Source organism: Streptomyces sp. NPDC055506 (assembly GCF_053643595.1).
In genome coordinates this window covers 40,727-63,415 of the sequence record NZ_JBSHKH010000040.1, presented here as the reverse complement: position 1 = coordinate 63,415, position 22,689 = coordinate 40,727, and the positions used below count along the sequence as shown (strand labels likewise).

Annotated in this window: 20 protein-coding genes; 9 read left to right on the top strand and 11 right to left on the bottom strand. The window is 73.8% G+C overall.

Features of this window, described 5'->3' with window-relative positions; translation table 11 throughout:
* Positions 1 to 79 precede the first annotated feature (79 nt).
* Positions 80 to 1,489: a PepSY-associated TM helix domain-containing protein gene (locus ACWIF2_RS17760; protein ID WP_454361393.1), complete on the bottom strand. Its 1,410-nt coding sequence runs from the start codon at positions 1,487 to 1,489 to the stop codon at positions 80 to 82.
* A gap of 178 nt (positions 1,490 to 1,667) precedes the next feature.
* Here ACWIF2_RS17760 and ACWIF2_RS17755 point away from each other — a divergent pair, with 178 nt between their 5' ends.
* Together ACWIF2_RS17755 and ACWIF2_RS17750 are read left to right on the top strand one after the other, a co-directional pair.
* Positions 1,668 to 2,312, top strand: coding sequence for a peptide deformylase (locus ACWIF2_RS17755; protein WP_454361392.1), 645 nt, complete (start codon positions 1,668 to 1,670; stop codon positions 2,310 to 2,312).
* Between the two features lie 187 nt (positions 2,313 to 2,499).
* Positions 2,500 to 4,092 carry an ABC-F family ATP-binding cassette domain-containing protein gene (locus ACWIF2_RS17750; protein WP_454361390.1) on the top strand — a complete coding sequence of 531 codons (1,593 nt, stop codon included), beginning with the start codon at positions 2,500 to 2,502 and terminating at the stop codon, positions 4,090 to 4,092.
* Between the two features lie 179 nt (positions 4,093 to 4,271).
* Here ACWIF2_RS17750 and ACWIF2_RS17745 read toward each other — a convergent pair whose 3' ends face one another.
* The gene (locus tag ACWIF2_RS17745; protein WP_454361388.1) at positions 4,272 to 5,702 is read right to left on the bottom strand and encodes a dihydrolipoyl dehydrogenase family protein; all 1,431 of its coding nucleotides are present in this window, start codon (positions 5,700 to 5,702) and stop codon (positions 4,272 to 4,274) included.
* A gap of 119 nt (positions 5,703 to 5,821) precedes the next feature.
* On the opposite strand from ACWIF2_RS17745, the gene trxA reads away from it, so the two are divergent.
* Positions 5,822 to 6,208: a thioredoxin gene (gene trxA / locus ACWIF2_RS17740; protein WP_215116988.1), complete on the top strand. Its 387-nt coding sequence runs from the start codon at positions 5,822 to 5,824 to the stop codon at positions 6,206 to 6,208.
* A gap of 133 nt (positions 6,209 to 6,341) precedes the next feature.
* On the opposite strand, the gene ACWIF2_RS17735 is transcribed toward trxA, so the two are convergent.
* From ACWIF2_RS17735 to ACWIF2_RS17725, 3 genes are all read right to left on the bottom strand, one after another.
* Complete coding sequence (locus ACWIF2_RS17735; protein ID WP_454361386.1) at positions 6,342 to 7,778, bottom strand: benzaldehyde dehydrogenase; 1,437 nt, start codon at positions 7,776 to 7,778, stop codon at positions 6,342 to 6,344.
* A 267-nt stretch (positions 7,779 to 8,045) separates the two neighbouring features.
* Positions 8,046 to 9,095 (bottom strand): LacI family DNA-binding transcriptional regulator, encoded by a 1,050-nt coding sequence (locus ACWIF2_RS17730; protein WP_454361384.1) that lies wholly within the window; start codon positions 9,093 to 9,095, stop codon positions 8,046 to 8,048.
* Positions 9,096 to 9,186: 91 nt separating this feature from the next.
* Entirely contained in the window at positions 9,187 to 9,855 is a 669-nt protein-coding gene (locus ACWIF2_RS17725; protein WP_454361382.1) for a TetR/AcrR family transcriptional regulator, read from the bottom strand.
* Between the two features lie 130 nt (positions 9,856 to 9,985).
* On the opposite strand from ACWIF2_RS17725, the gene ACWIF2_RS17720 reads away from it, so the two are divergent.
* Positions 9,986 to 10,549, top strand: a complete 564-nt coding sequence (locus tag ACWIF2_RS17720) for an NADPH-dependent FMN reductase (RefSeq protein WP_454361380.1) — start codon at positions 9,986 to 9,988, stop codon at positions 10,547 to 10,549.
* A gap of 75 nt (positions 10,550 to 10,624) precedes the next feature.
* Here the strand turns inward: ACWIF2_RS17720 and ACWIF2_RS17715 are convergent, their stop codons facing one another.
* Genes ACWIF2_RS17715 through ACWIF2_RS17700 form a run of 4 tightly spaced genes read right to left on the bottom strand, consistent with a single transcriptional unit; the run spans position 10,625 to position 15,387 of the window.
* A complete protein-coding gene (locus ACWIF2_RS17715; protein ID WP_454361378.1) occupies positions 10,625 to 11,752 on the bottom strand; it encodes an XdhC family protein in 1,128 nt (375 codons plus the stop codon).
* Positions 11,745 to 13,859: a xanthine dehydrogenase family protein molybdopterin-binding subunit gene (locus tag ACWIF2_RS17710; protein ID WP_454361376.1), complete on the bottom strand. Its 2,115-nt coding sequence runs from the start codon at positions 13,857 to 13,859 to the stop codon at positions 11,745 to 11,747. The genes ACWIF2_RS17715 and ACWIF2_RS17710 overlap by 8 nt, the downstream gene beginning before the upstream one ends.
* Positions 13,856 to 14,848: an FAD binding domain-containing protein gene (locus tag ACWIF2_RS17705; RefSeq protein ID WP_454361374.1), complete on the bottom strand. Its 993-nt coding sequence runs from the start codon at positions 14,846 to 14,848 to the stop codon at positions 13,856 to 13,858. Before ACWIF2_RS17705 ends, ACWIF2_RS17710 begins: the two co-directional genes overlap by 4 nt.
* Positions 14,845 to 15,387 (bottom strand): 2Fe-2S iron-sulfur cluster-binding protein, encoded by a 543-nt coding sequence (locus ACWIF2_RS17700; RefSeq protein WP_382590011.1) that lies wholly within the window; start codon positions 15,385 to 15,387, stop codon positions 14,845 to 14,847. The genes ACWIF2_RS17705 and ACWIF2_RS17700 overlap by 4 nt, the downstream gene beginning before the upstream one ends.
* 241 nt (positions 15,388 to 15,628) lie before the next feature.
* On the opposite strand from ACWIF2_RS17700, the gene ACWIF2_RS17695 reads away from it, so the two are divergent.
* Positions 15,629 to 16,207: a TetR/AcrR family transcriptional regulator gene (locus tag ACWIF2_RS17695; protein ID WP_454361372.1), complete on the top strand. Its 579-nt coding sequence runs from the start codon at positions 15,629 to 15,631 to the stop codon at positions 16,205 to 16,207.
* Positions 16,208 to 16,242: 35 nt separating this feature from the next.
* Here ACWIF2_RS17695 and ACWIF2_RS17690 read toward each other — a convergent pair whose 3' ends face one another.
* Complete coding sequence (locus ACWIF2_RS17690; protein ID WP_454361370.1) at positions 16,243 to 17,148, bottom strand: LysR family transcriptional regulator; 906 nt, start codon at positions 17,146 to 17,148, stop codon at positions 16,243 to 16,245.
* A 115-nt stretch (positions 17,149 to 17,263) separates the two neighbouring features.
* Here ACWIF2_RS17690 and ACWIF2_RS17685 point away from each other — a divergent pair, with 115 nt between their 5' ends.
* Entirely contained in the window at positions 17,264 to 17,494 is a 231-nt protein-coding gene (locus tag ACWIF2_RS17685; protein ID WP_454361368.1) for a hypothetical protein, read from the top strand.
* Between the two features lie 4 nt (positions 17,495 to 17,498).
* On the opposite strand, the gene ACWIF2_RS17680 is transcribed toward ACWIF2_RS17685, so the two are convergent.
* Positions 17,499 to 18,485 carry a metalloregulator ArsR/SmtB family transcription factor gene (locus ACWIF2_RS17680; RefSeq protein WP_454361366.1) on the bottom strand — a complete coding sequence of 329 codons (987 nt, stop codon included), beginning with the start codon at positions 18,483 to 18,485 and terminating at the stop codon, positions 17,499 to 17,501.
* A 56-nt stretch (positions 18,486 to 18,541) separates the two neighbouring features.
* Between ACWIF2_RS17680 and ACWIF2_RS17675 the strand changes: the two genes are divergently transcribed.
* From ACWIF2_RS17675 to ACWIF2_RS17665, 3 genes are all read left to right on the top strand, one after another.
* Positions 18,542 to 19,837: an MFS transporter gene (locus tag ACWIF2_RS17675; protein WP_454361364.1), complete on the top strand. Its 1,296-nt coding sequence runs from the start codon at positions 18,542 to 18,544 to the stop codon at positions 19,835 to 19,837.
* A gap of 19 nt (positions 19,838 to 19,856) precedes the next feature.
* The gene (locus tag ACWIF2_RS17670; protein WP_454361362.1) at positions 19,857 to 20,831 is read left to right on the top strand and encodes an alpha/beta hydrolase; all 975 of its coding nucleotides are present in this window, start codon (positions 19,857 to 19,859) and stop codon (positions 20,829 to 20,831) included.
* Positions 20,832 to 21,592: 761 nt separating this feature from the next.
* Positions 21,593 to 22,612, top strand: a complete 1,020-nt coding sequence (locus tag ACWIF2_RS17665) for a helix-turn-helix domain-containing protein (RefSeq protein ID WP_454361398.1) — start codon at positions 21,593 to 21,595, stop codon at positions 22,610 to 22,612.
* The last annotated feature ends 77 nt before the right edge of the window (positions 22,613 to 22,689 follow it).

Here is a 22,689-nt window from a genome sequence, read left to right as displayed (position 1 = left end):
GGAGCAGCGCTGACCGCCGGTCGAACGGACGGTGCCCGGCTCCGTACGGAGCCGGGCACCGTTGTCGGCGGGCCGTCCGCTACCGCGCCGGTGTCCCGGTTCCGTACGACCGCCGGCCCCGCCGGTAGGCGATCTCGCCCAGGACGATGTCGACGGCGAGGAAGGCGGCCAGCGGGATTCCGAACAGCGGCAGGAAGTAGCCGAGCACCGCGACCCCGGCGAGCAGCGGGACCAGGATCTGCGGCGGTACCTGCTGCCAGGCGCCGCGCGGGATCGGCCGGCCGAAGGCGGAGCCGCGGCCGCGCTGCCACCACATGCGGTAGCCCCACACGATCAGCAGGATCAGGGAGAGCGTGAGCAGCATCAGGACGATCTGGTTGGCCAGGCCGAACAGGATGCCGGTGTGCAGGTCGATGCCCCACCGGGTGAGCTTCGCGAGCAGGGGGTAGTCGGCGAACCGCAGCACGTCCATGACCTCGCCACTGGCCGGGTCGATCGCGACGGAGTCCTGCTTCTCGGGCCAGCTGCGCTGTACCTGCTTGACGACGTACGCCGAGGTGGCGTCGGCCGGCGGCACGATCTCCACCGGGTCGCCGAGGCCCTCGGCCCGCGCCGCCGCCAGGACCTTGTCCAGGCCCACGCCGTGCGCGGCGTCTCCCGCCTGCCCGGCCGCGGAGCCGTGGCCGGAGTGTTCACCGCCCGCCGCCGCCGACACCGCCGGGGTGGCGTGGCCCAGCGAGGTGCGCAGTTCGTCGATGTTGGCCCCGGCGTAGGCCGACCAGGTGAGACCGGTCGCCGAGAGGAAGAAGAACCCGGTGGCCGCCCAGACGCCGACGCTGCCGTGCAGTCCGAGCGTGCGGCGCCGCCCGTTCGTTCCCCGAACCTTCCGCAGGGCACGGCGGCGGGAGAACCACAGCACCAGCCCGCCGGCCGAGATCACCCCCAGCCAGCTGGCCGCCAGCTCGCTGTACAGCCGCCCCGTCTCGCCCAGATGGAGGTCCCGGTGGAACTCGTCGATCCAGGTGCGCAGCGGCAGCGCACCTGTCGAGCCGTACTGCTCCAGGGAGCCGCGCACCTTCGCGGTGTAGGGGTCGACGAACACGGCGAGCGCGTGGCCCTCGTCGACGCCCGGGACGCCGGACAGCATGACCCTGGTCGTCGCGTCCACCTCGGGTGAGGGGCGTACGGCCGAGATGGTGCCCTCGGGGTGGGCCTTGCGGGCGGCTGCCACCTGCTCGCTGATCGGCAGCTTCCGCTCGCCGACGGGGACGGTCAGTTCGTGGTCGTACACGATCTTCTCGGCCTGGAAGGAGGCGGCGTACAGCAGGCCGGTGACGGCGGCGACGAGGAGGAACGGCGCCACCAGCACCCCGGCGTAGAAGTGCAGGCGAAGCACGAGCGGGCGCAAGGGGGCCCAGCTGCTCTTCGACGGTGCCGGGGTGGCTGGCTGCGGGGCCTCGTCCGTGGTGGTCGAGGGAGCGGTGGTCATCGGCGGGCTTCTCCGGGGGACGTCTTATTGGCCGTAGCGGTGCGGTGGTGATCGTTCGCTCGCGGAGCGGTGGTGGTTGTTGCGGTGCAGTAGTCGGAGCGGCGGGGCGTTCAGTTCCCGACGAGTGCATGTGACGTGCGTCACGTGAATGGGGAGGGTGCCGTGTCATCCTGACGCGATGGGAACTCCGAGTGATCGCGCACCGCTGGCCGAGCGGGTCGAGGAACTCCTCGCGGAAGGCGTCCCGTTGACCATCGTCGCGGCCGGGGACCCGGTGCTGCGGAGCGGCACCGAGCCGTACGACGGTCAGCTGGAGCCCGCGCTGCTGGCCCGGTTCGTCGAGGCACTGCGGGTCACGATGCACGCCGCTCCGGGGGTCGGCCTGGCGGCGCCCCAGGTCGGGGTGCCGCTCAGGATCGCGGTGCTCGAGGACCCCGCTCCGGTGCCGGAGGAGGTGCGCCTGGCGCGCGGGCGGGTGCCGCAGCCTTTCCGTGTGCTGGTCAATCCCGCCTATGAGCCCGTCGGCGACGCGCGGGCCGCCTTCTTCGAGGGCTGTCTGAGCGTGCCGGGCTGGCAGGCGGTGGTGGCGCGCCCCGCCGAGGTGCGGCTGACCGGGCAGGACGAGCACGGGCGCGCGCTGGACGAGGTGTTCTCCGGCTGGCCCGCGCGGATCGTGCAACACGAGACGGATCACCTCGACGGCTTCCTGTATCTGGACCGGGCCGAGCCGCGTTCGCTGGCGTCCAACCTGGCGATGGCGGAGCGCTGGGCTCAGCCGACGCCGGAGGAGGCCGCTCGGGCCCTCGGGTTCGAGCTGCCGTAGGGCACGGAAAAACCGGAGGCGTCCCGCGGGGCGCCTCCGTTACCGTGATTCCCATGTCTACGCCCCGAATTTCCTAGCCGAGGACCCGCTTCCACGCCACCCGTGTGTCCTCTTGCTGATTCGGAATTCTTGATCGAATTTCTTGATCGGAATTCCTGATCGGAATTCTCGTTCGGAGCGTTTTCTCATGATCACCGTTCGTGACGTCGACGTGCGCGTAGGCGCGCGTCTGCTGCTGGCCGGCGTCTCCCTCCACGTCTCCCCCGGCGACCGCATCGGCCTGGTCGGCCGTAACGGCGCGGGAAAGACCACCCTGTTGCACACCCTGGCGGGCGTCCTGCGGCCCGCCGCCGGAACCGTCGCCCGCACCGGCGACGTCGGCCATCTCCCGCAGGACTCCCGCGCGGCCGACCAGTCGGTCACGGTCACCGACCGGATCCTGTCCGCGCGCGGCCTGGACCTCGCGGTGCGGGAGCTGCGCCGTGCCGAGGCCGCGATGGCCGACGGCGCGGAGCGGTCGATGAACGCCTATGTGCGGGCCGAGGCCGAGTTCCAGGCGCGTGGTGGCTACGCGGCCGAGGCGGAGGCCGCCCGGGTCGCCGCCGGGGTCGGGCTGCCGGCGGGCCTGATGGACCGGCCGCTCAGCGCCCTGTCGGGCGGTCAGCGCCGGCGCGTGGAACTGGCCCGCATCCTGTTCGCCGGGCACGGCACCCTGCTGCTGGACGAGCCGACGAACCACCTGGACGCGGACTCGGTCGCCTGGCTGCGCGGGTTCCTCGCGAGCCATCAGGGCGGTCTTGTGATGATCAGTCATGACACGTCCCTGCTGGCCGGCACCGTGAACCGGGTGTTCCGTCTGGACCCGGGGCGGGCCGCGCTGGACGTCCACAACACCGGCTGGGACGCCTATCTGGCCCAGCGGGACACCGACGAGCGGCGGCGGGCGCGCGAGCGGGCGAACGCCGAGCGCAAGGCGGCGTCGTTGCACGCCCAGGCCGGCCGGATGCGGGCCCGGGTGGCGACCGCGGTGGCCGCCCGGAACATGGCCCGCCGCGCCGACCGTCTGCTCGCCGACCTCGAACCGGCCCGGCGCGCCGAGAAGACGGCCAGGATCCGGCTGCCCGAGCCGGCGCCCTGCGGCCGGATCCCGCTCGGCACCGTGAGCCTGACCAGGTCGTACGGCGGGCAGCACGTCCTGCGGGGGGTGGATCTGGCCGTCGACCGGGGCAGCCGCCTGGTCGTACTCGGCCCCAACGGCGCGGGAAAGACCACCCTGTTGCGCATCCTCGCGGGTCAGGACACACCCGACAGCGGCCGGGTGGTCCACGGGCACGGGCTGCGGCTCGGCTACTTCGCCCAGGAACACGACACGCTGGACCCGGAACTGACGGTGGGCGAGCACCTGGCCGGTGCCGCCCCGCACCTCGCCGACGGGGAAGTCCGCCAGGTCCTGGGCTCGTTCCTGTTCACCGGCGACGACACGGGCAAGCGCGTCGGCGTCCTCTCCGGCGGCGAGAAGACCCGGCTCGCCCTCGCCGGCCTGGTGCACTCGGGCGCCAACGTCCTGCTCCTGGACGAGCCCACCAACAATCTGGACCCGGCCTCCCGCGCCGAGGTCCTGGCCGCGGTGGGCACCTACCCGGGCGCGATCGTCATGGTCACCCACGACGAGGGGGCGGTGGACGCGCTGCGGCCGGACCGGGTGCTGCTGCTGCCCGAGGCGGAGGAGGACCTGTGGAGCGACGACTACCGGGAGTTGGTGGTGCCCGCGCACGCGTGACCCGGCCCCGGAGGCCTGTGGCCTCCGGCTGGGCCCCGGCACCCACCCGGTGGGGCCCGCCCGGGGATGCCCGTCCCGGCGGGCGGTGGCTGCTGGGACAGCTCCGTTGCCCGCCGGGGGGCCCGTCTCGGTGACCGGTGGCCTCTGGACGAGCCCGCCGCCCGCCCCGGCCGGGCCGGTCAGGCGTCCCGGTACGCCTCCAGCAGCCGGAGCCACACCTCGCTGATCGTCGGGTAGGACGGGACCGCGTGCCACAGGCGGCCGACCGGGACCTCGCCGGCCACGGCGATCGTCGCGGAGTGGATGAGTTCGCCGACGCCCGGGCCCACGAGGGTCACTCCGCGCAGGATCTCGCCCTCGAGGTCGACGACCATGCGGGCGCGGCCCGTGTAGCCGTCGGCGTACAGGCCGGCCCCGGCGACGGTGGACAGGTCGACGTCGACGGCCTTCACGCGGTGGCCCGCCTGTTCCGCCTCGGCCAGGGACAGGCCCACCGCCGCCGCCTCCGGGTCGGTGAAGACGACCTGGGGGACGGTCGCGTGGTCGGCGGTCGCGGCGTGGGCGCCCCAGGGCTCGGCGAGGAGGGTTTCTCCCGTGGCCCGCGCGGCGATGGCGGCGCCCGCGATGCGCGCCTGGTACTTGCCCTGGTGGGTGAGCAGGGCGCGGTGGTTGACGTCGCCGACCGCGTACAGCCAGTCGTGGCCGGTGACGCGGAGGCTGTCGTCCACCGGCAGCCAGGAGCCGGGGTCCAGGCCGATCGTCTCCAGGCCGATGTCGTCGGTGCGCGGCGCGCGGCCGATGGCGAAGAGGATCTCGTCGGCCTCGATGCGGTCGCCCGTGTCGGTGGTGACGGACACGACGATGCCCTCGCGGGTCACCGATTCGACCGACGTTCCGGTGCGGACGTCCGTGCCGGCCTCGGTGAGCGCCTCGGCGACCAGTTCTCCTGCGAAGGGCTCCATCCGGGGCAGGAGGCCCTTGCCGCGGACCAGCATGGTGACCTGGGAACCGAGGGCCTGCCAGACCGTGGCCATCTCGGTGGCGACCACGCCGCCGCCGACCACGATCAGCCGGCCGGGCACGCTCGAAGAGCTGGTGGCCTCCCGGCTGGTCCACGGCCGGACCTCGTCGAGTCCGGGCAGCTCGGGCAGTGACGCGCGGCTGCCGGTGCAGACGGCGACGGCGTGCCGGGCGGTCAGGACGTGCTCGGCGCCGTCGGGGCCGGTGACCGTCACGGTGCGGGGGCCCGTGAGCCGTCCGTGGCCGCGGTACAGGTCGGCGCCGGTGCCGTCGAGCCACCGGACCTGGCCGTCGTCCTTCCAGTGGGAGGTGTAGTAGTCCCGGTGGGCGAGGACCGCGGAGGCGTCGAGGGGGCCCTGGACCGACTGGCGCAGGCCGGGTACGCGGCGGGCCTCGGCCCGGGCGATGACCGGCCGCAGCAGGGCCTTGCTGGGTGTGCAGGCCCAGTACGAGCACTCGCCACCGACCAGTTCGCTCTCCACGACCGCGGTGGTCAGACCGGCCGCGCGGGTGCGGTCGGCGACGTTCTCCCCCACGGGCCCGGCCCCGAGCACCACGACGTCGTACACGTTGGTTTCCGTTTCCGTCATGGGGTCAGTCTGGTGGGTGGTGTGCGCCCTGGCCACACGGGTAGGGGCGCGGAATACCTACCAGGTCGGCCGTGTTGTGCCGACGGTTTGCCCCCACACCAGGAAGAGGGATTTACACCATGAGCAGCACCGTGGAGCTCACCAAGGAGAACTTCGACCAGACGGTCACGGACAACGAGTTCGTTTTGATCGACTTCTGGGCGTCCTGGTGCGGGCCTTGCAAGCAGTTCGCCCCGGTCTACGAGAAGGCGGCGGAGGAGAACCCGGACCTGGTGTTCGGCAAGGTGGACACCGAGGCGCAGCCGGAGCTGGCCGCGGCCTTCGGTATCCAGTCGATTCCCACCCTGATGATCGTCCGGGATCAGGTCGCCGTGTTCGCCCAGCCGGGTGCTCTGCCCGAGGCCGCCCTGACCGACGTCATCGGCCAGGCCCGGGGTCTGGACATGGACGAGGTCCGCAAGGCCGTCGCCGAGCAGCAGGCCCAGCAGCCGCAGGGGACCGAGTAAGCCGCACGGGGGCGAGCGGAAGCCCCCGAGCAGCCGCGCCGGACCGGCCGGCCGGGCCCGGCCCTTAGTCGGGCCCGCCCCTCGGTCGTGTTCCGGCCCAGAAGTGGCACCCGGCCCAGAAGCCGTGTCCGGCTCAGAAGGGGTACGGGGCAACGTCTCCGCGTACCGTCGTCCAGCGCAGTTCGGTGAAGGCCTCCAGATTGGCCTCGCCGCCGAAGCGGGCGCCGGTGCCGGAGGCGGCCACCCCGCCGAACGGCGCCACGGCCTCGTCGTTCACGGTCTGGTCGTTGATGTGGACGATGCCGGTCGGTATGCGCTCGGCGAGGTCGAGGCCGCGGGCGGTGTCCCTGGTGACGATGCCGAGCGACAGGCCGTACGGGCCCTGCGCGGCCAGGGCAGCCGCCTCGTCGGCGGTGGTGAAGGAGCGGACGGGTGCCACCGGGCCGAAGACCTCCTCCGTGTACGCCGGGGTGCGGTCGTCGACATGGGCGAGGACGGTGGGCCGGTAGAAGAGCCGGTCGTGCGTGCCGCCCGCGGCTATCTTGGCCCCCGCTGCCCTGCTGGACTCGACCAGGCCGCTGATCTTGGCGAGCTGGCCGGAGTCGATGATGGGGCCGAGGTGGACCTGGTCGCGGTACGGGTCGCCGACGGCGAGGGAGTCCGCCTTGGCGGCCAGCCGCTCGACGTACTCGTCGTAGAGGGACGCGTGCACCAGGTGGCGTCCGGTCGTCATGCAGATCTGCCCCTGGTGGAAGAACGAGCCCCAGGCGGCGGTGGAGATCACCGCGTCGAGGTCGGCGTCCGCCAGCACGATCATGGCCGAGTTGCCGCCCAGTTCCAGGTGGGCCCGCTTGAGGTGACGGCCCGCGGCCTCGCCCACGGCCCGTCCGGCGGCGGTGGAGCCGGTGAAGGAGACGACCGGCACGCGCGGGTCGGAGACCAGGGCCTGTCCGGCGTCCGGGCCGCCGGGGAGCACATGCAGCAGGTCCTGCGGCAGGCCCGCGGCGGTGAGGACCGCCGCGAGGGACAGCCCTCCGCAGACGGCGGTGCGCGGATCCGGCTTGAGGAGGACCGCGTTACCCAGGGCCAGGGCGGGCGCGACGGAGCGGATGGACAGGATCAGCGGGGCGTTGAACGGTGAGATGACGCCCACCACCCCGGCCGGGACACGGCGCGTGTACGACAGGCGCGGCGCCTCGCTGGGCAGGACCTGGCCCGCCGGGCGGGAGGCGAGCGCGGCGGCCTCGTAGCACTCCTGGGCGGCGACGTGCAGTTCGAAGTCGGCCTTGCCGGGGACGGACCCGGACTCGCGGACGATCCATTCGCGCAGTTCGGCGGCGTGCGCGGTGAACAGGTCGCCGGCCTTGCGGAGTACGGCGGCGCGGGCGAAGTGCGGGGCGCGGGCCCACTCACGCTGGGCGGCGGCCGCGCGCCCGGCGGCGGCGCCGACGTCCTCGGGGGTGGCGAGGGCGAGGGTGCCGAGGGCTTGGCCGGTGGCGGGCTCGGTGACGGTGTGCCCGGGCCCGGCGAGGGCGTAGGGCTGCCAGGTCCTGGTGTCGAGCAACGGCATGACGGCTCTCCGATCGATCGGTCACCGGCGTACGGGAGGTGCGAACTCCCGTCTGAACTGGGCCGGTTCGGCGGTCACAGGGCGGGGCGCGGCGATCCGGGGCAGCCGTGTGCGCTGCGGCCGCGTTCGCACGCGCCCCCATTTTGTTGATGATGCAACATCCTAGTCATGCGCGGGGCGATGACCGGTGCCGCCTGGGGCCGACCGGGGACCGACCGGGGGCCGGATAATTCCGGCCGTCCGCCGTGGAGTTGTCTGCCGGCCGTGTCAACTCGAGTCGCGGTGCAGCACCGTCGCGCCCAGCACCTTGTGGGTCTCGGGCTCGGTCCCGGGCTTGCGCACGGCGCGGTCGACCAGTTCGGCGAGTTCACGGCCGGAGGGCAGTTCCAGGTGGACGGTGCTCAGCCGCGGCCGCAGCAGCCGGCCGAGCATCAGATCGTCGGCGCCGACCACGGCAGTCTCCTCCGGGATGCGGATGCCTTCGTCCTGCAGGGCCCGCATCAGGAGCATCGCGTACTCGTCGTTGTAGGTGAACACGGCGTCCAGGCCGAGGGTCCGCCAGCGGGCGGCGAGGCTCGCCGCGGCCTGTTCCTCGTGGGCGAGGGGCAGTTCGGTCACCGTGGCGTCGGTGCCCCGCAGGGACTGGCGTACGCCGTCGAGCCGGGGCGCCGAGAACGCATCGAGGCCGGGTTCCTGCGGGACGACGACGCCGATCCGGCGGCGGCCGCGGTCGTAGAGGTGGGCGCCCGCGCTGTAGCCGACGACGTCGTGGTCCATGAGCAGGGCGTGCGCCCCCTCGATGGTCTCGGGGCCGAGGGTGACGACGGCCCGTGCCCCGGAGCGTTTGAGCACGGCCACTCCACGCGGACCCAGTCCGGAACCGGGCACCAGCACGGCCACGGGCCGCAGTTCGGCCCAGGCGCGGGCGGCGTCGTCGCCGTGCGGGCCGCCGGTGCCGTACTGCACGACCGTGTAGTCCAGGCCGCCGAGCGCGACCTGGAGGTCGGTGAGGAACCGGCTGTAGAGCGGGCCGACGGGGAAGGTCGGCGCGGGGATCAGGACCATACGGCTGTGCCCGGCGCGCAAGGAGCGGGCGGCCGCGTGCGGCACGTACCCGAGTTCCTTCGCGGCCTGGTGGACCCGGCGGCGGGTGGGCTCGCTGATCCGTACGGCGCTGGTGTTGTTGAGGACGTAGGAGACGGTCGCGCGCGAGACGCCGGCCAGGCGGGCCACATCGGCGCTCGTGGGCACGGAGCGCATCGGTGCGGGGGACGGGGGCGCGGGCGTTTTCGGTATCTGCACCATGACGTACGGCATCTTGGCAGAAGCCTCAATGCGCGCTTCCGGCGGGGGAGTTGTGACGAAGCCGTGAGCGTTCACGGAGGGCGGCGGGCGCCTCCAGGGGGTCCTAGGGGGCGGATTCCGCGCCCGTCAGCCGGTCGACCAGGTCGGTCCACGCCTCCTCGAGGCGGGCCAGGGGTATCCCGCACTGTTTCGTCAGATGGTGGATCAGGGCCGGGTCGAGCTGGCCCATCAGCGTGTGGGAGAGGAGTTCGCAGTCCGCTTCGGGGACCGCCTGCCGCAGGAGCATGGCCACGTGGTGGCGCAGCACCCGGCGGGCCGGGACGACGAAGCGGCGGTTCGCGCCCGGCTCGGCCGCCAGCTGCAGCTCCAGTTCGTCGACCGACCGGCGCAGCATCGCGCGGCCGAACGCCCGCAGCCGCTCCACGGGCGGCGCGCCGGGTCCGAGCGGCGGCGGGCCGCTGAGGAAGGCGGCCTGGAACTTCTTCTCGGAGTGGTCGAGCAGCGCCGTCAGCAGCCCGGTGCGGTCCCCGAACCGGCGGAAGACCGTGCCCTTGCCGACGCAGGCCGCCGCGGCCACCGCCTCCATCGTGACGGCGTCGGCGCCGCGCTCCGCCACCAGCCGCCCGGCGGCCTCCAGCAGCCGGGCCCGGTTGCGCGCGGCGTCGGCCCGCAGGCACGGCTCGTCGGCCTCCGGGGCGTCCTCGAGCTGGAGCAGCTCGGGAAGGGCGACGGGCTCCTGGGGCGTCGGGAAGGGGGGCGGGGCGGTGGACATGAAGCCAGCGTAAAGCATCGGGAACAAAACTGGACCGCGGTCCGGTTAGGATGCTAGAACATTAAACGGACCCCGGTCCGGATCGTAACGGCTGTGTTTCGCAGCAGTCTTTCTCTACGTAGGAGTCAGCATGTCTGTTCGCATCCTCGCGCTCGTCGGCAGCCTTCGCGCCGGGTCGCACAACCGCCAGCTCGCCGAGGCGGCCGTCAAGCTCGCCCCTGAGGGTGCCGAGGTGGACCTGTTCGAGGGCCTCGCCGAGATCCCCTTCTACAACGAGGACATCGACGTCGAGGGCACCGTTCCGGCCGCCGCCGTGAAGCTGCGCGAGGCCGCCGAGGCGGCCGACGGCCTGATCCTGTTCACGCCCGAGTACAACGGCACGATCCCGGCCGTCCTGAAGAACGCCATCGACTGGCTGTCCCGCCCGTACGGCGCCGGTGCCCTCAACGGCCTGCCCGTCGCCGTGGTCGGCACCGCCTTCGGCCAGTTCGGCGGTGTCTGGGCGCACGACGAGACCCGCAAGTCCGTGGGTATCGCCGGCGCCAAGGTGCTGGAGGACGTCAAGGTGTCCATCCCCGGCTCGCTGACCCGCTTCGCCGAGACCCACCCGGCCGACGACGCCGAGGTCGCCGCGCAGCTGACCGAGGTCATCACCCGTCTGCACGGCCAGGCCACGGAGCCGGCCGCCGCCTGACGCTCACGCCACCCGTGCCGGAAAGGGGCCGCAGCCGTTACGGGCCGCGGCCCCTCCGGTGTGTTCCCGACGATGTCAGACCGCGCGGGGCAGCTGCTCGGCCCGGTGGATCGGGGTCCCCGAGCCGGTGAGCGGCAGGCCCGTCCCGCCGCGCCGTGCCGCGACGATCTCCGCCGCGATGGACACGGCGGTCTCCTCGGGCGTACGAGCGCCCAGGTCCAGTCCGATCGGCGACCGCAGCCGGGCCAGCTCGCGCTCGCCGACGCCCGCTTCCCGCAGGCGCCGGTTGCGGTCCTGGTGGGTGCGGCGGGAGCCCATGGCACCGACGTAGGCGACCGGCAGCCGCAGGGCCTCCGTCAGCAGGGGCACGTCGAACTTCGCGTCATGGGTGAGCACGCACAGCACCGTGCGCCCGTCGGTCTCCGTCGACCGCAGATAGCGGTGCGGCCAGTCCACGACGATCTCGTCGGCGTCGGGGAAGCGGGCCCGGGTGGCGAAGACCGGGCGGGCGTCGCACACGGTGACGTGATGGCCGAGGAGCTTGCCCGCCCGTACCAGGGCCGCCGCGAAGTCGATCGCGCCGAAGACGATCATGCGGGGCGGCGGCACGGCCGACTCCACGAGCAGGGTGAGACCGCCCGGGCAGTGCGAGCCGTCCTCGGAGAGCTCGACCGTGCCCGTGCGGCCGGCGTCCAGCAGGGCACTGGCCTGGCCGGTCACCGTGCGGTCCAGGTCGGGGGTGCCGCCGAGACCGCCTTCGTGCGAACCGTCGGGGTGTACGAGCACCGCCCGGCCGAGGAGGCCTGCGGGCCCCCGGGCCACCCGGGCGAGAGCCACCGGCTCGCCACGGGCGGCGGCCGACAGCGCGGCCGTCTGGGGTGCTGCCTTGGCGGCGTCGTACGGGGTGATCATGACGTCGATGGTTCCGCCGCAGGTCAGACCGACGGCGAAGGCGTCCTCGTCGCTGTAGCCGAACCGCTCGACGAGCGTCTCGCCCTCCTGGAGAGCCTGGACACAGAGGTCGTACACCGCTCCCTCCACACAGCCCCCGGAGACCGATCCGATGACCGTGCCGTCGGAGCGGACGGCCATGGCGGCGCCGGGAGGGCGCGGGGCGCTGCCGCCGACGGCGACGACCGTGGCGACGGCGAACTCCCGGCCCTCCTCGATCCACTCGTGCAGCTGCCCGGCCAGGTCAAGCATCGCCGCCCGCCAGCAGGACACGGTCGGGCCGGATCGGCAGGTTCCGGTGGCGTACACCGGTCGCGTGCCACACCGCGTTGGCGACCGCCGCCGCGGCACCCACGATGCCGATCTCGCCGATGCCCTTGATGCCGACGGGGTCGTCCGGGTCGGGGTCGTCGACCCAGTCGGCCTCGATGTGGGGCACGTCGGCGTGCGCTGCGACGTGATAGCCCGCGAGGTCGGCGCCGTAGAGGCCGCCGCCGGCCCGGTCCCGTACGGCCTCCTCGTGCAGGGCCATGGAGATGCCCCAGGTCATGCCGCCGACGAACTGGTTGCGGGCGGTGAGCGGGTTGACGATCCGGCCGACCGCGAAGATGCCCAGCATGCGCCGGACGCGGACCTCGCCGGTGGCCGGATCGACGGCGACCTCGGCGAACTGCGCCCCGAAGGAGTGCCGCTCCTTCTGGGCGAGGGCGCCGATGGCCTCGGTCGTGTCGGACCGTACGGTGACGCCCTCCGGCGGGATGTCGGCGCCCGGTGCGAGACTCCGGCGCAGTTCGTCGGCGGCGGCCGTGACGGCCCAGGCCCAGGAGCGGGTGCCCATCGAACCGCCGGCGATCATCGCCGGGCCGAAGTCGCTGTTCCCGATGCGTACCCGGACGCGGTCCGTCGCCACGTCCAGGGCATCGGCGGCGACCAGCGTGAGCGCGGTCCTGGCGCCGGTGCCGATGTCGGCGGCGTTGACCCGCACCGTGAAGGTGCCGTCCGCCTCCGCGGTGACGGCCGCCGTGGAGGGCATGGCTCCGGCGGGGAAGGAGGCGGCGGCGGTGCCCGTGCCGAGCAGCCAGCGGCCGTCGCGGCGCACTCCCGGCCGGGGGTCCCGGTCCGCCCAGCCGAACCGGCGGGCGCCCTCCCGGAAGCAGGCGATCAGGTTGCGGCTGCCGAACGGCAGCCCGGACACCGGGCCCACCTCGGGCTCGTTGCGTACGCGCAGCTCGATCGGGTCGAGGCCGCACCGCTCGGCGAGTTCGTCGAGCGCCGACTCCAGCGCGAACGAGCCCGGTGCCTCACCCGGGGCGCGCATCCACGTGGGGGTCGGTACGTCGAGCCGCACAATCCGGCTGGCCGTGTGGTGGGCGTCGGCGGCGTACATCGACCGGCCCGCCGCGGCGCTCGGCTCGACGAACTCGTGCACGGCCGACGTGAGGTTCAGGGACCGGTGCTCCAGCGCGCGCAGCCGCCCGTCCGCGTCCGCGCCGAGCCTGACCCGCTGGGCCGTGGGGCTGCGGTACCCGGCGAGCGAGAACATCTGCCGGCGGGTCATGACGACCCGGACCGGGCGCTGCAGAACGGTCGCGGCCATCACCGCGCCCACCTGGTGCGCACGCACACCCTTGCTGCCGAAGCCGCCGCCGACATGCTCGGACCGCACCCGTACGGAGGCCGGGTCGAGGGAGAACAGGCCGGCGAGCTCGCCGGCGACCCAGGTGGTGCCCTGGTTGGAGTCGACGACCTCGAGCCGGCCGCCCTCCCACAGCGCCGTCGCCGCATGCGGCTCCATCGGGTTGTGGTGTTCCTCCGGAGTGGTGTACTCCGCGTCCAGCACGACGGCGGACGCCGCGAGCTCGGCGTCCAGGTCGCCCTTCTCGACGACGCCCGGCAGATGGCCGTCGAGCGCGTACGCCTCGCTCTCCCGCTCTGCGGAGAACGCGACGTCGTGCGGCTCCTGGTCGTAGTCGACCTGGAGGGACTCGGCGGCCTCCCGGGCCTGCTCGGACGTCTCGGCGACGACCAGCGCCACCGGCCAGCCCCGGTGGGCCACCCGGTCGTGCTGGAACAGGGCGATGCTCGGGTCCGGGGACATGCCCATCAGCCCGACGTAGTCGGTGTCGACGCGCGGGGCGTTCTCGTGGTGGAGCACGGCGAGGACCCCGGGCATCCCGAGCACGGCCTCGGTGTCCATGGCGCGGATGCGGCCGCGGGCGACGGTGGACAGCACCAGCCAGCCGTGGGCGAGATCGGCGAACGGGATCTCACCGGCGTAGCGGGCGGCGCCGGTGACCTTGTCGCGGCCTTCCACGCGGGTGTGCGAGGAGCCGACGGAGCCCCTGGTGGCGGTGGTCATCGGGTGGCCTCCTCGGCGAGTTCGCTCAGCACGGCCACGACGAGGTTGCGCATCAGGGTCACCTTGTATCCGTTGTGGGGCAGGGGCCTGGCGGCGGACAGTTCGAGCTCCGCCGCGGCCGCGAAGGTCTCGGCGTCGGCGGGTGCGCCGAGCAGGACGCCCTCGGCCGCGCGGGCCCGCCAGGGCCGGGAGGCGACGGCCCCGAAGGCCAGGCGCACGTCGTGCACGACGCCGTCCCGGACGTCGAGCGCGGCGGCGATCGAGCCGATGGCGAAGGCGTACGAGGCGCGCTCGCGGACCTTGCGGTATCGGGAGCGGGCCGCGACCGGGGCGGGCGGCAGGGTGACGCCGGTGATCAGCGCGCCCGGCGGCAACGCGGTCTCCAGATGCGGGGTCTCCCCCACCGGCAGGTAGAAGTCGGCGAGCGGCAGCTCCCCCGGCCCGTCCGCCGTCTCGTACCACACGGTCGCGTCGAAGGCGGCCAGGGCCACGCCCATGTCGGAGGGGTGGGTGGCCACACAGTGGTCGGAGGCGCCGAGGACGGCGTGGTTGTGGTGCTCGCCCTCGATCGCGGGGCAGCCGCTGCCCGGGCTGCGCTTGTTGCAGGGGGCGGTGACGTCGGCGAAGTAGCCGCAGCGGGTGCGCTGGAGCAGATTGCCGCCGACGGTGGCCATGTTGCGCAGCTGCCCGGAGGCCCCGGCCAGTACGGCCTGGGCCAACGCCGGGTAGCGGCGCCGGACTTCGGGGTGCGCCGCGAGGTCGCTGTTGGTGACGGTCGCCCCGATGCGCAGCCCGCCGTCCTCGGTGGGCTCGATGCGGTTCAGGGGCAGTTCGCGTACGTCGACGAGGAGGGCGGGCCGCTCGACGCCGGTCTTCATCAGGTCGACCAGGTTGGTGCCGCCGCCCAGGAAGCGGGCCTCCCGGTCGCCGTCGAGCAGCGCCACGGCGCCGGAGACGTCGTAGGCCCGCTGGTAGCCGAACTCCCTCATGCCGCCGCCCCCTTGGACTCCGCGGCGCGGGCCACGGCCTGGACGATCGAGACGTAGGCGCCGCAGCGGCAGAGGTTGCCGCTCATGCGCTCCCGTATCTCCTCCGGTGTCAGGGGCGGTGGTCCCGCCTCGGGCCGTACGTCGTCGGTGGCCGCGCTCGGCCAGCCGGCCGCGTGCTCCTCGATCACCGCGATGGCCGAACAGATCTGTCCCGGCGTGCAGTAGCCGCACTGGTAGCCGTCCAGTTCGAGGAACGCCTGCTGCACGGGGTGCAGTCGGTCGCCCTCGGCCACGCCTTCGATGGTGGTGATCTCGCGCCCTTCGGCCGCCACGGCCAGTTGCAGACAGGCGACGCTCCGGCGGCCGTCGACCAGGACGGTGCACGCGCCGCACTGGCCCTGATCACAGCCTTTCTTGGTGCCGGTCATGTCGAGTCGTTCGCGCAGGGCGTCGAGCAGCGTGGTGCGGTGGTCGACGGTCAGCGTGTACTTCTCGCCGTTGACGGACAGGGTGAGGTCGCTGGACGTCGATGGGGGCATGGAAGCCTTCTCTCTCATGTCGCGAGGCCAGGAGGCGGGGTGCTGCGGGTGGCCGTGCCGGTTCGTGACGAGGCAGGATGCGGGGCGGGGCGGCCGGGGCGCGGTCGTCGCGGGCTGTCCGCGCGGACGGCACACCGATACGATGGAGCAAGCGGACAGGTGTCCGTTACCCGGAAACGTAACGGACAATTGTCCGCTTAACAAGGGCCGGGTTTCGGCCAAAGGATCGTGAGGAGGGCGCGTGCGGCAGAAGAAGGACGCTCCGCTGCGCTCGGACGCGCAGCGCAATCGCGAGCGCATCCTGGAAGTGGCGCTGGTCGAACTGACGCGTTCGGCGGACGCGCCGCTGAGCTCGATCGCCAAGAAGGCGTGCGTCGGGCAGGGGACCTTCTACCGCCACTTCCCCAGTCGTGAGGCACTCGTCCTGGAGATCTACCGCCACGAGATGCAGCAGGTCGCCGACTCCGCGGAGGTGCTGCTCGAGAGCCGGGAGCCCGACCGGGCGCTGCGCGAGTGGATGGACCGGCTCGCGCGGTTCGCCATGGCCAAGGCGGGCTTGGCCGACGCCATCCGCCAGGCCACGAGCGCACCGGGGAAGCCCGCGAAGCCGGGACACACCCCGGTGACGGAAGCGGCCGAACTGCTGCTGCGCGCCGCCGAGCAGGCCGGCACCATCCGCCCGGGGATCACCGCGGACGATCTCTTCCTCACGATCGGCGGCCTCTGGACGATCGACCCCCACACCGACTGGCAACCGCGCGCCACCCGACTGCTGGACTTCGTCATGGACGCGCTGCGGGTGGGGGCGCCCGGGCGGTGAGGGGCGCGCCCTCGGGGCGAGCCCGGTACCTGCGGTCAGGCGACCGCCGTAGGGGCCAGTTCGCGCAGTTCCTGGAGGGCCGCAGTGACCGCCGGACGGGCGTGGCCGCCGCCGCGGGTGCAGGTCAGGAGCTTGCGGTGGGGGTTTCCCGTGCAGCGGACCCGGGTGATCGGGAGGTGCGGGGTCAGATGGGCCAGGCGCGGGACGAGGGCGACGCCGAGCCGGTGGGCGACGAGGTGGGCGGCGACGTTCCAGTCCAGGGCGTGGTGGACGACGTCGGGGGTGAATCCCGCCGCGCCGCAGGCTGACAGGACGTGCGGGCGGCAGGGGCTCTCCTCCACCGGCGCGATCCATGCCTCACGTGCCGCCTCGGCGAGGTCGACCCGGGCCCGCCCGGCGAGCCGGTGCCCTTCGGGGACGACCAGGTCGAACGGGTCGTCCAGCAGCGGCCGCTGGTCGAACCGTGTGTCGCTCAGCGGCGGGTTGAGCGGGGTGGCCTCGACGATCGCCAGGTCGGTCTCCCCCTCGAAGAGCAGGTCGAAGCTCTCCGGGACACCCACCTCGGCGATCCGTACGGACAGCCGGGGGTACCGCTCGCCCAGCCGGGCCGCCATCGGGGCCAGCAGCACCGAGATGGCCACCGGGAAACCGGTCACGCGCAGCACCCCGGAGGGCGCTCCGTGATCGGCCCGTAGATCGAGTTCGGCCAGGTCCCAGCGGGCCTGGATGGCGTCGGCGTGCGCCAGCAGGCTCTCGGCGGCCGGGGTGAGACGCACCCCGCGCCCCTGGGGCTCCAGCAGATCGACGTCCAGGTCGCGGGCGAGCTGCCGGATCTGCTGGGAGGCGGCGGACGGAGTGAAGTGCAGGGCCCGGGCGGCGGCGGTGACCGTGCCGTAGTGGGAGACGGCCCTGAGGACGTGCAGCCTGCGCAGGTCAATCATGCAGTCCACGCTTCACAATGGCGTGCAGAAAGTCAACCTGGACGTGAAAGGAGATCTCGACGCACCCTGGCTGTGTCGCGACGGTCAACCAGCCACGAGGTACGAGGAGTCAGTCATGACCAGCACCAACGCCACGGCCTGCCCGCACTGCGGCTGGCCGGACGGGGGCGAGCCGTTCCGGGTGCTGTCGCGGCACACCACCGCGACGGGCCGCACGGAGTGGACGCGCTGCGGGTGCGGCTCACTGCAGGTCCGGGTCGTCGACGGCTGCGGGACGCGCGTCGTCTCCCGCAGCGGGCCGGCCTCCGGCTCCGCTCCGGCGCGCTCGGGCAGCGCGAGCCGCTGAGCGCTCAGGCCCCGCCGTGCCGCGTCAGCCGCTCCCCCAGCGGGCTGCGCCGGTAGAGCACCCGGCGGCCGTCGCGGGCCCGGGTGACCAGGCCCGTCGCGTGCAGGACACGCAGATGCTGGGACACGGCGCTCGAGGTCACTCCCAGGCGCCGGGCCAGCTCCACCGTCGGGAGCGGCTCGACCAGCAGCCGCAGCAGCGTGGTCCGGGGCGCACCGAGCAGGGCTGTGAGGGCCTGGGCGTCCGGCTCGGGTTCCGGCTCCCACAGGGTCGCGGCGCCCCGGCTCGGGTAGGCGAGCATCGGCGGTTCCGCTGCGCTGACCGGGGGCGCCGGCTGATGCGCGAACAGGGAGGGGACCAGGCGCAGGCCGCGTCCCGAGCCGTCCACGTGGTGGCGTCCGCGCATCCGGTCGACGCGCAGGACACCGTCGTCCCAGCTCAGGTTGCGGTGCAGATCGGCGAAGAGCAGCCGGGCGCCGCCGGTGGCCAGCTGCCGTGCGCGGTGGGTGATGTCGGCCTCCAGGACGAGCCGCATCCGGGGCCAGGACGGCAGCAGCGCCGACTCCCAGTAGCGGCGCAGTAGGGCGCACAGCTCCTCCAGCAGCTCCGCGACCGGCGCGTCACCGGGCGCGGTGACCGCCCGCAGCACGTCCGGCAGGGGCCGGGGCGCATGGGCGGCGAGCAGGTCGCGGCGTACGGTCTCCGGTGGTGTGGCGCGTACGACGGTGAGCTGCTCGTCGAGGGTGGGCGCGAAGGACGTCGGCCTCGGGGTCAGGAAGTCGGGCAGGGCCAGGGTGTCCCCCACCAGGGCGGTCAGCAGCCGGGCGTCGGCCGGGTCGAGCCCCTGGAGCACGGAAGCGCGCCACCGCACGTGCAGCGGGTAGAGGGCGGGGGCCCGCAGGGCACGCAGGCTGCCCATCACCTCGCGCAGGGGCGAGATCGCGAAGCGGGTGTCGGCGAGGTCCTCGACGTCGAGCCGGAAGCTGATCATTAAGGCCCCCGCTGAATCCTTTGGCAACCACCCTGCCGTGGCGTGGACTTCGGCCCATGACGGATCACGACCACCGGCAGCGTACAGCGCACCAGGGCGCGAGCCCCCGGCTGATCCTGGTGCTGGCCCTGGTCTGCGGCGCGGCCGTGGGCAATGTGTACTTCCCGCAGGCCGTCAGCCCGCTGGTGGCGTCCGGCCTGCACGTCCCGCCCGACGCGGCGGCCGCCGTCGTGACCGCGACCCAGTTCGGCTACGCGGCCGGGATCTGGCTGCTCGTCCCGCTCGGCGACCGCCTCCCGCACCGCCCGCTGCTGGTCACGCTCCTCACGGTCACCGGGCTGGGGCTGCTCGCCGCGAGCGCCGCGCCGGGGCTGGTGCCGCTGGTGGGGGCCAGTGCCCTGGTGGGTGTGACGACGGTGGTGGCGCCGCTCGCCGGGCCGCTCGCCGCCCAGCTCGTGCCGAAGGAGCGGCTCGGTGTCACCGGCGGCACACTGCTGAGCGGTTCCCTCGCGGGCATGCTGCTGTCACGCGCGGTCGGCGGTGCCCTCGGCGACTGGCTGGGCTGGCGGGCGCCGTACGTCCTGGCCGCCGTGCTCTCCCTGTCGGTGGCCGCCCTGTCGGCCCGCCTCCTGCCGCGGACGGTCCCGCCGTCCGCCCAGCGCTACCCGGCGCTCCTGGCCGAGCCGCTCCGTCTGCTGCGTACGGAACCCGGGCTGCGCCGCTCCTGCCTCTACCAGGCCCTGGTGTTCGCCGGCTTCTCCGCCGTGTGGACGGGGGTGGCCCCGCTGCTCACGGGTCCGGTGTACGGCAGGGGCGCGGGGGCCGTGGGACTGCTCGCCCTGGTCAACGCGGTGACCATGGTGTGCACGCCGGTCGCGGGCCGCCAGGTCGACCGGCACGGACCGGACGCGGTCAACGGGGTGTGCTTCCTGCTGGTGGGGGTCTCGGCCGCGGTGCTGGCACTGGGCGGTCTCGGCGGGGCGGTGGGGGCGACGACCCTGGTCGTCGGCACACTGCTGCTCGACGTCGGCATGCAGTCCGGGATGGTGGCCAACCAGGTGCGGATCCAGACGCTGCGGGCCGAGGTGCGCAGCCGGCTCACCACCGCCTACATGACCTGCGCGTATCTTGGTGGCGCCGTCGGCTCGTGGCTGGGCATGCGTGCGTACGGCCGCCTCGGGTGGCCGGGGGTGTGCGTGCTGGTCGCCGCGCTCACCGCGGTCGGTCTCACCCGTCACCTGCGTGCCACCGGACGCCGGAGCGCCACCCGCCGTACGGCGGGCAGGTTCCGCCGCTCGGCGGCGCCCGCGACCGGGCGGCGAGGCCGACCATGGCAGCCCGAGCCGCCGTGACCTCGCGTGAGGAGACGCCATGACGCATGTTCCGCCGCCGTTCGACCCGGAACTCGCCGGAGCCCTGGAGCTGATCAAGGACATGATCAGCCCGGGTCTCACGCTGGACCAGATCCCCGAGGTGCGCCAGGGCCCGGGCATAGAGCTGCTGGCCGAGCTGGACCTGACGATGGGCGGGACGTTCGAGGTCGAGGACCGGCAGGTGCCCGGTCCGCAGGGCGAGCCCGACATCTCCCTGCTGATCTGCCGGCCGGCCGCTCCGGCGACCGCCGGGGCCCGGCCCGTCATCTACCACGTGCACGGCGGCGGCATGGTCATCGGGAACAACCGGGTCGGGGTCGACGTCCCGCTGGCGTGGGCGCAGGCGCTGGACGCGGTCGTGGTGTCCGTGGAGTACCGGCTGGCGCCGGAGCATCCGCATCCCGCGCCGGTCGAGGACGTGTACGCCGGGCTGCTGTGGACGGCCGACCACGCCGCCGAACTCGGCGCCGACCCGGAGCGGATCGTCATCGCGGGCGCGAGCGCGGGCGGCGGGCTGTGCGCGGCGCTGGCCCTGCTCACCCGGGACCGCAAGGGGCCGCAGCCCATCGGGCAGGTCCTGATGTGCCCGATGCTCGACGACCGCAACGACACGCCCTCGACGTACCAGATGGCGGGCCTCGGGGTGTGGGACCGCACCGCCAACGAGACCGGGTGGACCGCGCTGCTCGGTTCTCGGCGGGGCGGGCCCGACGTGCCGGCGTACGCGGCGCCGGCCCGTGCGGAGGATCTGACCGGGTTGCCCCCGGCCTTCCTCGACGTCGGCTCGGCGGAGACCTTCCGCGACGAGGTCGTCGCCTACGCCTCCCGCATCTGGCAGGCCGGTGGCGTGGCCGAGCTGCACGTATGGCCGGGCGGCTTCCACGGCTTCGACGGTTTCGCACCCCAGGCGGCGCTGTCCCAGTCGGCCAGGGCGGCGCATGTGAACTGGCTGCGGAGGCTTCTCAACGGGTGACGGCAGGGCTGCTCGCCCGGACGGGCAGCCGCATGGCGCACCATAGGCTTATGAAAGAGCTGGCCGGACGCCTGACCGCGCTCGACCCGGATGCCGGTGCGGCGGTCCGGGTCATCGCCTACTTCGACCGCCTGGCCGAGTCCAGGGCCGGTGTCGAGGCACTCGTCCGCGGCGCCGCCGTACTCTCCGGCTGCCCGGCCCGGCTGGTGGACCCCGAGCGCCGCGTCCACGTCCGCGTCCAGCCCGACGGCACACGCCAGGACACCGACACCCCACCGAACCCCGCCTGGCCCTCCGCCCGACTGACCCCGAACGGACCGGCGATCCTGTGGCTGGAACGGGGCGGGGCGGAGGGGGACGGGCCCGGCGAGGGCATCGGGGAGAAGGCCGCGGCGGCCGGCGCAGAGCGCCCCGAGGCGACGCCCAGGCGCGTCGTCGCGGAGCAGGTCGGGGCAGTACCCGGTGTGATCGTCGCAGAAGCCGCCGGAGTGACCCCCGGCAAGGGCGACGCGCAACAGGCCGAGGCCGAACCCGGCGTGGTCCTCGCCGGACACGCCGGGGCGACACCCACCCAGGTCGTCGCCGGACACACCCGGTCCCGGCCCGGCACGGTAGGCGCGGAGCAGGCCGGGACCACTCCCGGCGTGGCCGACGCAGAACTCGAAGGGAAGACACCCGCCCAGGTCGTCGCCGGACAGGCCCGGTCCCGGCCCGGCACGGTAGGCGCGGAGCAAGCCGGGACCACTCCCGGCGTGGCCCACATAGAGCTCGTCGGGGCGACACCCGGTCAGGGCGTCGCCGGACACACCCAGCCCCAACCCAACACGGTCGACGCAGAGCAAGCCAGGACCACTCCCGGCATGGCCGACGCAGAACACGTCGGCAAGACACCCACCCAGGTCCTCGCCGGACACACCCAGCCCCAAACCGGCACGGTCGACGCCGAGCAAGCCGGGACCACTCCCGGCATGGCCGACGCAGAGCTCGTCGGGGCGGCACCCGGTCAGGGCTTCGTCGAGCGCGCCGGAGCCCCACGCGGCCCGGTCGTCGTGGATGCCGCCGTGCCCGTGACCAGTGTCGTCGACGCGGTAATACTCGAGCGCGCCTCCGTGGCCCTGCGGCTCGTGCTCGACCGTACTCGGGGGCGGGCTCCGGCCGACGACCCGGCGTTGGTCGAGACCCTCCTCGATGCCACGGCCCCGGAGCAGGCGCGCCTGTACAGCGCCCGGCGGCTCGGCCTCGACCCCGCGGCGCCGGCACGGGTTCTCGCCCCGTTGAACGGCCGGCCCCGGGTCGTACCCGCCGGGGCGGAGAGCGCGGGCGTCGCGGAGTCCCGCCCGGCTCCCCCGGGCGTCCGCCTCGGGGTCGGGCCCGCCGTGCCCGTGCTCGAACTGCCCCGGTCATGGGCGGCGGCCCGTACCGCCCTGCGGTTCACCGCCGAGGGCACCCCGCAGGACCCCGGACCGCGGGTCGTGCACGCCGATGAGCTGGGCGGGATCGCCCTGCTCGCGGACCTCGTCGTACCGGGCGCCGAGCCGCCGCCCGACGTCCGGGCCCTGGAGGCGGCCGCGGCGACCACGCCCTGGTTGCCGGCGACCCTGCACGCGGTCGCGTCCACGGCGAGCCTGCGGGCGGCCGCCGCCGGGATCAACGTCCACCACTCCACGCTCCAGGACCGGCTGACACACGCGGAGCACCTGCTCGGCTGGCCGCTGCGCACCCCGCAGGGCCGCCTCCGGCTCCAACTGGCCCTGGCCATGCGCCACCTGGCCCGCCCATAGCCGACCACCCACGCGGGTCCCACCCCGTTGTGATACGCCCCGTCGTGATCCAGATCGCGCCCATGGCCCGTGCCACG